This is a genomic window from Pseudomonas sp. 58 R 12, assembly GCF_900005865.1.
Classification (GTDB): Bacteria; Pseudomonadota; Gammaproteobacteria; order Pseudomonadales; family Pseudomonadaceae; genus Aquipseudomonas; species Aquipseudomonas tritici.
This window is the reverse complement of sequence record NZ_CVTP01000006.1, coordinates 58,501-72,819: the sequence shown is the minus strand read 5'-3', so window position 1 is coordinate 72,819 and position 14,319 is coordinate 58,501. Positions and strand designations below refer to the sequence as shown.

The window sequence follows — 14,319 nt, the reverse complement described above, 5'->3', positions numbered from 1 at the left end:
ACTAATATTAGCGCTGGTGCACCAATTGCCCCGCCGCATACGTCTGCATCACCGTTCGATCATCCCCCAGTGTCATCAACACAAACAACGTCTCGGCAATGTTATTCGCCTGCTTCAAGCGATAGCTCAGTAACGGCGTAGCGTTGTAGTCCAACACCAAAAAGTCCGCATCCGTCCCCGGCTGCAACGTGCCGATCTTGTCTTCCAACCGCAGCGCCCGCGCACCGCCCAGGGTCGCCAGGTACAGCGATTTGAACGGGCTCAACCGCGCGCCCTGCAACTGCATGACCTTGTAGGCTTCGTTCAAGGTTTGCAGCAACGAGAAACTGGTGCCGCCGCCCACGTCCGTGCCCAGGCCTACATTTAACTTGTGCTTCTCGGCCATCGGCAGGTTGAACAAACCGCTGCCGAGGAACAAGTTCGAGGTCGGGCAAAACGCGACGGCCGAGCCCGTTTCAGCCAGTCGCGCGCATTCGTCATCGCACAGGTGCACGCCATGGGCAAACACCGAGCGCTCGCCCAGCAATTGGTAGTGGTCGTACACGTCCAGGTAGCCATTGCGCTCCGGGAAGAGTGCCTTCACCCACTCAACTTCCTGTTTGTTCTCACTGATATGGGTCTGCATGTACAGGTCCGGGTATTCGCCCAGCAGTTGCCCGGCCAACGCCAATTGCTCCGGCGTGCTGGTCGGCGCAAAGCGCGGCGTGACCGCATAGTGCAGGCGGCCCTTGCCGTGCCAGCGCTCGATCAGCGCCTTGCTCTCCTGGTAGCCGGATTCGGCGGTATCGGTCAGGTAGTCCGGCGCGTTGCGGTCCATCATCACCTTGCCGGCGATCATGCGCAGGTCGAGCTTTTCAGCCGCTTCAAAAAACGCATTCACTGACTGCGGATGCACGCTGCCAAACACCAGCGCGGTGGTGGTGCCGTTGCGCAGCAATTCCTTGATGAAGATATCCGCGACTTCCTCGGCGTGAGCCTTGTCGGCGAACTGGCTTTCGCACGGGAACGTGTAGGTGTTCAGCCAATCCAGCAATTGCTCCCCATACGCGCCGACCATGCCGGTTTGCGGCAGGTGGATATGGGTGTCGATCAGGCCGGGCGTGATCAGCGCGTCCTGGTAGTGGGTGATATCGATATCGGCGGGCAACGTCGGCAGTAAATCGCCGGCATGGCCGACCGCGCTGATCCGGCCGTTTTCGATCACCAGCAGGCCGTCTTCGAAATACTCGTAGGACGCTTCGATCCCCACTTCAGCGGGGTCGGCGATGCTGTGCAGAATGGCGGCACGGTAGGCTTTGCGAGTCAAAGGCATGATCGTCTCAATTCAAAGGGCTTGGCTGCGACGCGAAGCCGGCAGCAGTTTGGCAATGGGTTCGGCGCTGGCGGTGTGCTGGCCGAAATTCGCGTTATAGGTGGCGATGATTTCGCCGGCGATGGAAATGGCGATCTCCACCGGCAATTTGCCCTTCACCTCGGTGAGGCCCATGGGGCAGCGCATGCGTTGCAGCTGCGCGGCGTCGAAGCCGCGATCACGCAGGCGATGTTCGAATTTGACCCGTTTGGTCTTTGAGCCAATCAGGCCGAAATAGGCAAAGTCATTGCGTTTGAGCAGGGCGGCGGTCAGTTCCAGGTCCAGTGCGTGATTGTGAGTCATCACGATGCAGTAACTGCCTGCCGGCAAGTCGGCGATTTCGTCGACCGGCTCTTCGCTGACGATTTTACGCACGCCTTGCGGGATATGTTCCGGAAACTCCTGGTCGCGCGAATCGATCCAACGCACCCGGCACGGCAGGCTCGCCAGCAACGGCACCAATGCGCGCCCAACATGCCCGGCGCCAAACACCGCGATCTGCGCCTGCACTTGGCCCATGGGTTCGAACAGCAGCACGGTCACGCCGCCACAGCACTGGCCCAGGCTCGCGCCGAGGCTGAAGCGTTCCAGGTGGGTGTTCTGCTGGCCACGTACGAGCATGTCGCGGGCGATCTGCATGGCTTTGTATTCCAAGTGCCCGCCGCCGATGGTGTCGAAGGTCTGCGCGGCGCTGATTACCATCTTTGAACCGGCGTTGCGCGGCGTGGAGCCGAGCTCTTCGATGATGGTCACCAGGACGCAGGGTTCGCCCTGGTTTTGCAGGTCGGCGAGGGCGCTGATCCAGTTGTTCATAGTCACCTCCAGTGGTGTCTGTGAGGCCGCTATCGCAGGCAAGCCAGCTCCCACAGTTGATCGGGTTCACAGATCAACATGTGGGAGCCGGGCTTGCCCGCGATGGCAGCGCCTCGGTCTAGAGCGAAGCCATCTCGGTTTCAGTCTCAATGGCTTTCGCCGCCTGCAACTGCCGCATCTGCTCACACCCCCACAACACCCGTTCCGGCGTCGCCGGTGCGTCAATCTTCGGCTGATGGCGATAATCACCCAGGCTCGCCACCGCGTCCTTGATCGCGCACCACGAAGCAATCCCGAGCATGAACGGCGGCTCGCCCACGGCCTTGGAATGGAACACCGTGTCTTCCGGGTTCTTGCGGTTTTCCACCAGCTTGACGCGCAGGTCCAGCGGCATGTCCGCGACGGCTGGGATCTTGTAGCTGGCAGGGCCGTTGGTCATCAGCTTGCCCTTGTTGTTCCACACCAGCTCTTCCATGGTCAGCCAGCCCATGCCCTGGATAAAGCCGCCTTCGACCTGGCCGATGTCGATGGCCGGGTTCAGCGAGGCGCCGACGTCGTGGAGGATGTCGGTGCGCAGCATCTTGTATTCGCCGGTCAGGGTGTCGACGATCACTTCGCAACAGGCCGCGCCGAACGCGAAGTAGTAGAACGGCCGACCGCGTGACTGGCTGCGGTCGTAGAAGATTTTCGGGGTCTTGTAGAAGCCGGTGCTCGACAGCGAAACCTGGGCGAAATACGCCTGCTGGATCAACGCCTCAAAGGTCAGGATCTGGTCGCGCACGCGCACATGGCCGTTGTGGAACTCCACATCTGCCTCGCTCACGTCGTACTTGCGCGCGGCAAACTCCACCAGGCGCTGCTTGATGGTTTCGGCGGCGTTCTGCGCGGCCTTACCGTTCAGGTCAGCACCGCTGGAGGCGGCGGTCGGCGAGGTGTTGGGCACTTTGTCAGTGTTGGTGGCGGTGATCTGTACGCGGTCGATCTCCACCTGGAACACCTCGGCCACCACCTGCGCGACCTTGGTGTTCAAACCCTGGCCCATCTCGGTGCCGCCATGGTTCAGGTGGATGCTGCCGTCGGTATAGATGTGGATCAGTGCACCCGCCTGGTTGAGAAAGCTGGCGGTAAACGAAATGCCGAACTTCACCGGCGTCAGCGCCAGGCCTTTTTTCAGGATCGGGCTGTGGGCGTTGTACAGGCGAATCGCTTCGCGGCGCTCGGCGTATTGGCTGCTGGCTTCAAGCTCAGCGGTCATCTCTTCGAGCATGTTGTGCTCGACGGTCTGGTAGTAGTGGGTGACGTTGCGCTCGGTCTTGCCGTAGTAGTTGGCCTTGCGCACCGCCAGCGGGTCGAGCGCCAAATGGCGGGCGATGGCGTCCATCACTTCCTCGATGGCGACCATGCCTTGCGGGCCGCCGAAGCCACGGTAGGCGGTGTTGGACGCAGTGTTGGTCTTGCAGCGATGGCCGTTCACCGTGGCATCGCCGAGGTAATACGCGTTGTCGGAGTGGAACATTGCACGGTCGACAATCGAGTTGGACAGGTCCGGCGAACAGCCGCAGTTACCCGCCAGCTCCAGGTTGATGCCGTGCAGGCGACCGCTGTCGTCGAAGCCGACGTCGTATTCGATATAGAAGGGGTGGCGCTTGCCGGTCATCAGCATGTCTTCCACACGCGGCAGGCGCATCTTGGTCGGCTGGCCAGTGAGGCGTGCAACCACCGCGCACAAGCACGCCGGGCTTGCGGCCTGGGTTTCCTTGCCGCCGAAACCACCGCCCATGCGGCGCATATCCACGACGATCTTGTTCATCGACACGTCGAGTACTTCGGCCACCAGTTTCTGCACTTCGGTGGGGTTTTGCGTAGAGCAATAGACGATCATGCCGCCGTCTTCGGTGGGCATCACCGACGAGATCTGGGTTTCCAGGTAGAAGTGTTCCTGGCCGCCGATATGAAGAGTGCCCTGGATACGGTTTTTGGCCGTGGCCAATGCGCCGACTGAATCACCGCGCTGGTGGGTGTGGCTGTCGAGCACGAAGTGTTTTTTGCGAAACGCCTCGACCACATCCAGCACCGGTTCCAGGTCTTCGTATTCGATCACCGCCGCCATCGCTGCTTTGCGTGCGGTGTCCAGGTCGCGGGCAGCCACAGCGAGTACAACCTGGCCGACGTACTGCACCGTATCAATCGCCAGCAACGGATCGCCGGGCATCAGCGGGCCGATGTCTTTCAGGCCCGGCACGTCTTCATGGGTGATAACAATGCGCACGCCTTCAAAGGCATAGCAGGGTGCGGTGTCGATGCTGATGATCCGCGCGTGGGCACGGTCGGACATGCGCGCATACAGGTGCAATTGGTTGGGGAATTCAAGGCGGTCATCGATGTATTGCGCTTCACCGCTGACGTGCTTGGCGGCGCTGTCATGCTTGACGCTGCGGCCCACGCCAGAGGTGAGGTCCTGGGCGAACAGCTCGGCAAGTTCGGCTTGGGTTTTAACGACGGCGTGATGGTTAGACATAAGCGGTCACCCGAGTCTCGATGTGCGGCGTTTGCAGTTCGATGAAGTATTTGCGCAGCAGGTTCTGCGCGCTGAGCAGGCGATATTCCTTGCTGGCGCGGAAGTCTGACAGCGGGGTGAAATCCTCGGCCAGGGCGGCGCAGGCTTGTTCGACGGTGGCCGAGTTCCAGGTGGCGCCGAGCAATACCGTCTCGCAGTTTTTTGCGCGTTTTGGCGTAGCAGCCATGCCGCCGAAGGCGACGCGGGCGTCGCTGATCACACCGTTTTCAATCTTCAAATTGAACGCGGCGCACACGGCGGAAATGTCATCGTCCAGGCGCTTGGAAACCTTGTAGGCGCGGAACAACGCGTGGCCCTTCGGCACGATGATTTTCTCGATGAACTCGCTGTCCTGGCGCGCGGTGACGCGGTAATCGATGAAGTAATCTTCAAGCGCCAGGGTGCGGCGGGTTTCGCCCTTGCACAGCACGATCTGCGCGCCGAGGGCGATCAGCAGCGGTGGCGAATCACCAATCGGCGACGCATTGCCGATATTGCCGCCCAGGGTGCCCTGGTTGCGGATTTGCAGAGAGGCGAAGCGATGCAGCAGTTCGCCAAAGTCCGGGTATTCCGCGTTCAACGCGGCGTAGCAATCGGAGAGGGCGGTGGCCGCGCCGATTTCCAGGCGGTCGTCGAACTCTTCGATGCGCTTCATTTCTTCAATGTTGCCGACGTAGATCATCACCGGCAGCGTGCGGTGGAACTGGGTGACTTCCAGCGCCAGGTCGGTGCCGCCGGCCAGCAAGCGCGCTTGGGGATAAGCATCGTAGAGGTCGGCCAGATCGGCAACGGTCAACGGCACCAGGCAACGTTTGTCGCCGCTGTTGAGTTCACCGGTTTGTGTCGGCGCAATGGCTTTGAGGCGGGCGATGGTGTCGGCCTGGCGGCTGTCGAACTGATCCTGGGGTTTGTTGCAGCAAGCCTGTTCGGCGGCCGCGAGAATCGGGCGATAACCGGTGCAGCGGCACAGGTTGCCGGCCAGGGCTTCATGGGCTTTCTGGCTGTCGGGGGCGTCGCTGTTCTTTTGCAGGGCAAACAATGACATCACAAAACCGGGGGTGCAAAAGCCGCATTGTGAACCGTGGCACTCGACCATGGCCTGTTGCACGCTGTGCAGTTGGCCTTGGTGCTTGAGGTCTTCGACGCTGATCAGTTGTTTGCCGTGCAGGGACGAGACAAAGGTCAGGCAGGAGTTGAGGCTGCGATAACGGATCTGCTCGGCGCCTTGATCGTCCGTGTGCAGTTCGCCGACCACCACGGTGCAGGCACCGCAATCGCCGCTGGCGCAGCCTTCCTTGGTGCCGGATTTGCCCACATGCTCGCGCAGATAGTTGAGCACAGTCAGGTTGGGGTCCAGGGCGTGCTCGCTACGGAGTTCCTGGTTAAGTAAAAACTGGATCACGGAAGGCCTCGCAGACTCATTATTGTTGTTAACCGCTTTGCGCCGAATCTAGTCATGTCTGACTTTTCGGTCAATTGTTTTCTGACCTAATGGTCAAGAAAATGCGATCGCAACACGTTCAATTATGGTCCAGTCTTCTGGAACCGTTGTTTTTGCGGGCTTATGCACTGCAATCTTTGCTTATTCCGTGCCAAATTCGCCACGGTGGGCGTAGCGCCATCAGCGGGCCAATGCGCTACACTGCCGCGCTTGTATTGATAGAAGATTTTGAAGGGAAAACATGACGTTCAAGGCGCCGGACAGTCTCGCCGAGCAAATCGCTCACCACCTCGCCGAACGCATCATTCGCGGCGATCTCAAGCCTGGGGAGCGGATCCAGGAGCAAAAGGTCACGCTGGCACTCAATGTCAGCCGTGGTTCCGTGCGTGAAGCCTTGTTGATCCTCGAACGTCGCCACCTGATCGCGATCCTGCCGCGCCGTGGCGCCCACGTCACCGAACTCACCGCGCACAAGGTGCAGAGCCTGTGTACGTTAATGGGCGAGATGTACATCCTGCTCGGCAATGCGGTTGCCGAAGGCTGGCAAAGCCAGGTCGACATGGCGCCGTTTCTGCAAATACAGCAGCGCCTGCAGGTCAGCTATGAGCGCGAGGACATCCGCGCCTTCGTTGAAGAAAGCTTCAATGTCATGCGCGCCGCGTACCCCTTCGCCAACAACCCCTATTTGCAGGAAACCGTCGAGAACCTGCAGCCAGCGATGAACCGTGCCTATTACCTGGCCCTGGATCAACGCAAGGCGTCCATGAGCGAGTACCTGGCCCTGTTCGAACAACTGCTCGCCGCTGTACTGGCCCGTGACCTGGTGCAGATTCGCCTGGTGCTGTCGGCCTACTGCCAGCGCAGTTCATCGCTGGTCATCGCCGCGTTGGCGGACGCCTAAACGTGCGGCTCAAGTGCATCAAACTGGCGGGGTTCAAATCCTTCGTCGACCCGACCACGGTGAACTTCCCCAGTAATATGGCGGCGGTGGTCGGGCCCAATGGTTGCGGCAAGTCGAACATCATCGACGCCGTACGCTGGGTGATGGGCGAGAGCTCGGCAAAAAACCTGCGCGGCGAATCGATGACCGACGTCATCTTCAACGGTTCCACCAGCCGCAAGCCCGTCAGCCAGGCCAGCATCGAACTGGTATTTGACAACTCCGACGGCACCTTGGTCGGCGAGTACGCGGCCTACGCCGAAATCTCGATCCGCCGCAAAGTGACGCGCGACAGCCAGAACAGTTACTTCCTCAACGGCACCAAGTGTCGCCGTCGGGACATCACCGATATTTTCCTCGGCACAGGCTTGGGCCCGCGCAGCTACTCGATCATCGAGCAGGGCATGATCTCCAAGCTGATCGAAGCCAAGCCCGAAGACCTGCGTAACTTTATCGAGGAAGCGGCCGGCATCTCCAAGTACAAGGAGCGCCGCCGCGAGACCGAAAACCGCATCCGCCGTACCCACGAGAACCTCGCCCGCCTGACCGACCTGCGCGAAGAGCTGGAGCGCCAGTTGGAGCGCCTGCACCGCCAGGCCCAGGCCGCCGAGAAGTACCAGGAATACAAGGGCGAAGAGCGCCAGCTCAAGGCACAACTGTCGGCCCTGCGTTGGCAAGCGTTGAATGACCAGGTTGGCCAGCGCGAAGCGATCATTGGCACCCAGGAAATCAGTTTTGAAGCGCTGGTGGCCGAGCAGCGCAATGCCGACGCCAGCATCGAACGCCTGCGTGATGGGCACCACGACCTGTCCGAGCGCTTCAATCTGGTGCAGGGCCGCTTCTATTCGGTGGGCGGCGATATTGCTCGCGTCGAGCAGAGCATCCAGCACGGCCAGCAGCGCTTGCGCCAATTGCAGGATGACTTGAAGGAAGCCGAGCGCGCGCGCCTGGAAACAGAATCTCACCTGGGCCACGACCGCACGTTGCTGCTGACCCTTGGCGAAGAGCTGGACATGCTCACCCCCGAGCAGGAAATCACCAGCGCCGCCGCCGAAGAGGCTGCTGCCGCTCTGGAAGAAGCCGAAACCACTATGCACGGCTGGCAGGAGCAGTGGGACACCTTCAACCTGCAATCCGCCGAGCCGCGTCGCCAGGCCGAGGTGCAGCAGTCGCGCATCCAGCAATTGGAAACCAGCATGGAGCGCCTGGCCGAACGCCAGCGTCGTCTGCAGGAAGAGCGTGTGTTGCTCGCCGCCGACCCGGAAGACGCGGCAATCATGGCGCTGAGCGAGCAACTGGCCGAAAGCGAAATGACGCTCGAGGAGCTGGAAGCCAGCGAAGAACAGCAAGTGGAGCGCCTGGAGCAATTGCGTCAGCAATTGCAACAGGCGACCCAGGCGCAGCAGCAGGCCCAGGGTGATTTGCAGCGGCTCAATGGGCGCTTGGCCTCCCTTGAGGCCTTGCAGCAAGCCGCCCTGGACCCAGGCACCGGTACGGCTGAATGGTTGCGCGAGCAGCATTTGGCCGAACGCCCGCGATTAGCGGAAGGCTTGAAGGTCGAGGCGGGTTGGGAGCTGGCGGTGGAAACCGTGCTCGGCGCCGACCTGCAGGCTGTGCTGGTGGATGATTTTGGCGGCTTCGACCTGGCCGGTTTTGCCCAGGGTGATCTGCGCTTGCTCAGCCCTGCGGCCGATGGCACGCGGGTGCCGGGCAGTTTGCTGGACAAGGTCGAAGCGGCAATTGATCTGTCGCCGTGGCTGGGCCAGGTCAAACCGGTTGAATCACTTGAGCAGGCCTTGGCCCAGCGCGGCCAGCTTGGCGTCGGCGAGAGCCTGATCAGCCGCGACGGCTACTGGGTCGGTCGCCATTTCCTGCGGGTACGCCGTGCCAGTGAAGCCGAAAGCGGCGTCCTGGCCCGAGGCCAGGAAATCGTCAACCTGAGCGCCGAACGCGAAGAACGCGAAGCCACTCTCGAAAGCCTGGAAACCGAACTGCAGACCCTGCGCGCCACCCAGCGCCAGCAAGAGACCGGCCGCGAACACCTGCGCCGCCTGTTGCAGGACGAAGCGCGCCAGCAAGGCGAGCTCAAGGCCCAGCTCTCCGCGAGCAAAGCCAAGGCCGAACAGTTGACCCTGCGCCGCACCCGTCTTGATGAAGAAGTCGCCGAGATGGGCGAACAACGCGCGCTCGAACACGAGCAGATCGGCGAAGCGCGCCTGCAGTTGCAGGAGGCCCTGGACAGCATGGCCCTCGACACCGAGCAACGTGAATTGCTGCTGGCCCAGCGCGACAGCCTGCGCGAACGCCTCGACCGCGTGCGCCAGGAAGCCCGCCAGCACAAAGACCACGCCCACCAATTGGCAGTGCGCCTCGGCTCCCTGCGCGCCCAGCACAACTCCACGGCTCAGGCCCTTGAGCGCCTGGAGATGCAATCGGAACGCCTCACCGAAAAGCGCGAGCAGTTGAGCCTCAATCTGGAGGAGGGCGAAGCGCCGTTGGAAGAGCTGCGCCTCAAGCTCGAAGAATTGCTCGACAAGCGCATGACCGTCGACGAAGAACTCAAGACCGCGCAGATCGCCCTGGAAGACGCCGACCGCGAATTGCGCGACGCCGAAAAACGCCGGACCCAGGCCGAGCAACAGTCCCAGCTTATCCGCGGTCAGCTCGAACAGCAGCGCATGGAATGGCAAGCCCTGACCGTGCGCCGCAAGACCCTGCAAGACCAATTGCTGGAAGACGGCTACGACCTGCACGGCGTGCTCAACACCCTGACCGCCCAGGCCAACGAGAAAGAGGCCGAAGAAGAACTCGAACGCATTGCTGCGCGTATCCAGCGACTGGGCGCGATCAACTTGGCGGCCATTGACGAATACCAGCAACAATCCGAGCGTAAACGTTATCTGGATGCCCAGAACGCCGACCTGGTGGAAGCGCTGGACACCTTGGAAAACGTGATCCGCAAGATCGACAAGGAAACCCGTAACCGCTTCAAAGATACCTTTGATCAGATTAATGCCGGTTTACAGGCGTTATTCCCAAAAGTTTTCGGCGGTGGCAGCGCTTACTTGGAACTGACGGGCGAAGATCTACTCGATACAGGGGTAACGATCATGGCGCGGCCTCCGGGCAAGAAGAACAGCACCATCCATTTGTTGTCCGGCGGCGAGAAAGCCCTGACCGCATTGGCCCTGGTATTTGCCATCTTCAAGTTGAACCCGGCGCCGTTCTGCATGCTTGATGAAGTTGACGCCCCGCTGGATGACGCTAACGTTGGACGGTACGCGCGGTTGGTCAAAGAGATGTCCCAGACCGTGCAGTTCATCTATATCACCCACAATAAGATCGCCATGGAAATGGCGGATCAGTTGATGGGTGTGACGATGCATGAGCCCGGCTGCTCGCGTTTGGTAGCGGTGGATGTCGAAGAAGCGATGGCGTTGGTGGAGTCTTGAGCCCTGCCGGGGGAGAATTTTTATAGCGTGCGGTAAGACGCTTTACCGGTCTGGCGAAAGTGGCAAATGGACATATTTGTTCAAGCCATTTTGACAGACGGTGTAAAGTTATCTTTGGTCGTGCTAGTTTAATGTCAAATTTTCATCTGCGTGGGCAAAACGTCAGTCAGAACATAGAGTTGGCGCCACGTTTTAAAGCGGTTTGCACAGTGCTAAACCCCTTATTTTTCAGCATTTTTTATTAGAGGCACGGGATTACATGGAAATCGGTCTGCGCGAGTGGCTGATCGTCATCGGCATCATTGTCATTGCCGGTATTCTTTTTGATGGCTGGCGCCGCATGCGCGGTGGCAAGGGGAAGCTTAAATTTCGTCTGGACCGCAATCTGTCCAACTTGCCTGACGACGACGGTGCCGCCGAGCTGCTGGGGCCGCCCCGTGTGCTCGATACCCATAAAGAACCTCAGTTGGACGAGCACGACTTGCCGTCGATGAGCGCGCCGCTGCGTGAAGCCCGCGAGCCGTCGTCCAAACGTGGCAAGCGCGCCAGTGCCGGCGCTGCCGAGCCGCATCAGGGCGACTTGAACCTTGACGTCGATGAAGGCCCGAGCTTCAGCAGCCGCGACGATGATTTCCCGGACGAAAACGTCGGCAAGACCTCCAGCGCGCCGCGCCAATCGGTCAACGACCAGCCCGCCGCCGAAGAAGTGCTGGTGATCAGCGTGATCTGCCGCGACGCCGCCGGTTTCAAAGGCCCGGCCCTGCTGCAGAACATCCTGGAAAGCGGCCTGCGTTTTGGCGAGATGGATATTTTCCACCGTCACGAAAGCATGGCGGGTAACGGCGAAGTACTGTTCTCCATGGCCAATGCGGTCAAGCCGGGCACTTTCGACCTGGACGATATCGACCTGTTCAGCACCCCGGCAGTGAGCTTCTTCCTTGGCCTGCCAGGCCCACGTCACCCGAAACAAGCATTCGACGTGATGGTGGCCGCAGCCCGCAAGCTGTCCCAGGAACTGAATGGCGAGCTCAAGGACGACCAGCGCAGCGTCCTCACTGCGCAGACCATCGAACATTACCGTCAGCGCATCGTCGAGTTCGAGCGTCGCGCCCTGACACAGAAACGCTGAGGCCTGATCTTAAGCGTTGCCTGTAGAATCCGTGCACTAACATATTGAGCAGCTTCGGCTGCTCTTTTGCTTTATGAGAGAACACCCATGACCGCCGCCCCTACCCGCATCCTCGAACTGCGCGCTGAACTGGATCAGCACAACTACCGTTACCACGTCCTCGACGAGCCAAGCATTCCGGACGCCGAGTACGACCGGTTGTTCCATGAGCTCAAGGCCCTGGAGGCCGAGCATCCGGAGCTGATTACGCGGGACTCACCGACGCAGCGGGTCGGCAGTGCGGCGCTGTCGGCGTTCACGCAGGTGAAGCACGAGATTCCGATGCTCAGCCTGGGCAACGCGTTTGATGAAACCACCATGCTGGAGTTCGATCGCCGGGTGACCGAAGGTCTCGACCTGCCGGCGGGCGATCTGTTTGGCGGTGGCGTGGCGGTGGAGTACAGCTGCGAGCCCAAGCTGGACGGCCTGGCGGTCAGCCTGCTGTATCAGGATGGCGAGTTGGTACGGGGCGCCACCCGTGGCGACGGCACCACCGGTGAAGACATCAGCGTCAACGTGCGCACCGTGCGCAATATTCCATTGAAGCTGCACGGCAGCGGCTGGCCGGCCACCCTCGAGGTGCGCGGCGAAGTGTTCATGTCCAAGGCCGGTTTCGAACGGCTCAACGCCTCGCAACTGGAAGTTGGTGGCAAGACCTTCGCCAACCCGCGCAATGCCGCCGCCGGCAGCCTGCGCCAGTTGGACTCGAAGATCACTGCCAGCCGTCCGCTGGAATTCTGCTGCTACGGCGTGACCACCGATATTAGCGACACCCACATTGGTAACCTGCAGCAGCTTAAAAAATGGGGCATGCCCATCAGTCACGAGCTGAAGCTGGCCAAGGGCATCCAGGATTGCCTGGAGTACTACCGCGATATCGGCGAGCGGCGGAACAGCCTGCCGTATGAGATCGACGGTGTGGTGTTCAAGGTCAATAGCATTGCCTCCCAGCGCGAACTGGGCTTCCGCGCCCGCGAACCGCGCTGGGCCATCGCGCATAAATTCCCGGCCCTGGAAGAGCTGACCGAACTGCTCGACGTGGAATTCCAGGTTGGCCGCACCGGCGCCGTCACCCCAGTAGCGCGCTTGAAACCGGTCAAAGTCGCGGGCGTCACCGTGTCCAACGCGACCTTGCACAACATGGACGAAGTGGCGCGCCTGGGCGTGATGATCGGCGATACCGTGATCATCCGCCGTGCCGGTGACGTAATCCCACAAGTCGTGTCGGTGGTGCTCGAGCGGCGCCCGGCAACGGCGCGTGCAGTGCCGATCCCCGAGCGCTGCCCGGTGTGCGGTTCCCACGTGGAGCGCACGCAACTGGTCAAGCGCAGCAAAGGCAAGGAAACCGTCAGCGAAGGCGCGGTGTACCGATGCGTTGGCCGCCTGGCCTGTGGCGCGCAACTCAAGCAAGCGATCATCCATTTTGTCTCGCGGCGTGCCATGGATATCGACGGCCTCGGCGACAAGACCATCGAACAGTTGGTGGACGAAAAACTCATCGGCTCGCCGGCGGACCTCTACAAACTGAAGTACGAGCAGATCATCGACCTGGAAGGCTTCGCCGATATTTCCAGCAAGAAGCTGATTACCGCCATCGAAAACAGCAAGACCCCGACCCTGGCGCGCTTTATCTATGCCCTGGGCATTCCCGACGTAGGCGAGGAGACCGCCAAGGTGCTGGCGCGCTCCCTGGCCTCGCTGGAACGTGTGCAGAAGGCCTTGCCGGAAGTGCTGACGTACTTGCCGGACGTCGGTCTGGAAGTGGCGCACGAGATCCACAGCTTCTTTGAAGACAGCCATAACCAGGATGTGATCGGTGCGCTGCTGTCGCCGGATGAATGCGGCCTGCAATTGCAGGAACAGGGCGACCTGAGTGCCGAATTCGCCGCCAGCACCACGTTGGGTGGCTTGCTCGACAAGTTGCACGTGCCGAGCGTCGGCCCGGGCGCTGCGCAGAAACTGGCGGACAAGTTCGGCACCCTCGAAGGCGTGATCAAGGCGGACTGGCTGGATATGCGCCAGGCCCTGCCCGAGAAACAGGCCAAGGCCGTACGCGACTTTTTTGACAACCAAGGCAATGCCAACCGCGCCCTGGCCATCGAGCAGCAGCTCAAGGACTTCGGCATGCACTGGCTGAGCGAGAAGAAAGTCGTCGAAGGTTTGCCCGAAGCCGGGCACACCTGGGTGCTCACCGGCTCCCTGGAGCTGATGAGTCGCGACGTGGCGAAGGAAAAACTCGAAAGCCTCGGCGCCAAGGTGGCGGGTTCCGTCTCGGCGAAAACCCATTGCGTGGTGGCGGGGCCGGGGGCGGGTTCCAAGCTGGCCAAGGCCAGCGAGTTGGGCCTGAAGGTTCTGGATGAAGAAGCCTTCGTGGTCTTCCTCGCCAAGCACGACATTTCCGTCTGATCTGCGTCTGTAGTGAGCGGGCTTGCCCCGCGCTGGGCTGCGAAGCAGCCCCAATAGGGCCTATAAGGTCTGTCAGGAAATTTGAGGCGCCTGGTTTTAGGGCGGCTTCGCCACCCAGCGCGGGCAAGCCCGCTCACTACAGGGTGTGGTTATATTTTCGGAACGATCTTCGAAGGGAAATGATCTAGTCT

The 14,319-nt window shown here is 60.9% G+C and carries 8 protein-coding genes; 4 read left to right on the top strand and 4 right to left on the bottom strand.

Features of this window, described 5'->3' with window-relative positions; translation table 11 throughout:
* Positions 1-7 precede the first annotated feature (7 nt).
* From guaD to xdhA, 4 genes are all read right to left on the bottom strand, one after another.
* Positions 8-1,312 (bottom strand): guanine deaminase, encoded by a 1,305-nt coding sequence (gene guaD / locus BFP95_RS02585; RefSeq protein ID WP_065873873.1) that lies wholly within the window; start codon positions 1,310-1,312, stop codon positions 8-10.
* Positions 1,313-1,324: 12 nt separating this feature from the next.
* A complete protein-coding gene (gene xdhC, locus BFP95_RS02580; protein WP_049712015.1) occupies positions 1,325-2,164 on the bottom strand; it encodes a xanthine dehydrogenase accessory protein XdhC in 840 nt (279 codons plus the stop codon).
* Positions 2,165-2,282: 118 nt separating this feature from the next.
* On the bottom strand, positions 2,283-4,682 hold the full coding sequence (xdhB, locus tag BFP95_RS02575; RefSeq protein ID WP_065909210.1) for a xanthine dehydrogenase molybdopterin binding subunit: 2,400 nt from the start codon (positions 4,680-4,682) through the stop codon (positions 2,283-2,285).
* Positions 4,675-6,123: a xanthine dehydrogenase small subunit gene (gene xdhA, locus BFP95_RS02570; protein ID WP_065909208.1), complete on the bottom strand. Its 1,449-nt coding sequence runs from the start codon at positions 6,121-6,123 to the stop codon at positions 4,675-4,677. Before xdhA ends, xdhB begins: the two co-directional genes overlap by 8 nt.
* A 280-nt stretch (positions 6,124-6,403) precedes the next feature.
* Here xdhA and BFP95_RS02565 point away from each other — a divergent pair, with 280 nt between their 5' ends.
* The 4 genes from BFP95_RS02565 to ligA all read left to right on the top strand — a co-directional run bounded on the left by BFP95_RS02565 (position 6,404) and on the right by ligA (position 14,128).
* Positions 6,404-7,063: a GntR family transcriptional regulator gene (locus BFP95_RS02565; protein ID WP_065873869.1), complete on the top strand. Its 660-nt coding sequence runs from the start codon at positions 6,404-6,406 to the stop codon at positions 7,061-7,063.
* A 2-nt stretch (positions 7,064-7,065) separates the two neighbouring features.
* The gene (smc, locus tag BFP95_RS02560) at positions 7,066-10,554 is read left to right on the top strand and encodes a chromosome segregation protein SMC (RefSeq protein ID WP_065881253.1); all 3,489 of its coding nucleotides are present in this window, start codon (positions 7,066-7,068) and stop codon (positions 10,552-10,554) included.
* A gap of 259 nt (positions 10,555-10,813) precedes the next feature.
* On the top strand, positions 10,814-11,683 hold the full coding sequence (zipA, locus tag BFP95_RS02555; protein WP_049712020.1) for a cell division protein ZipA: 870 nt from the start codon (positions 10,814-10,816) through the stop codon (positions 11,681-11,683).
* A gap of 87 nt (positions 11,684-11,770) precedes the next feature.
* Entirely contained in the window at positions 11,771-14,128 is a 2,358-nt protein-coding gene (gene ligA, locus BFP95_RS02550; protein WP_065909206.1) for an NAD-dependent DNA ligase LigA, read from the top strand.
* Positions 14,129-14,319: the final 191 nt, after the last annotated feature.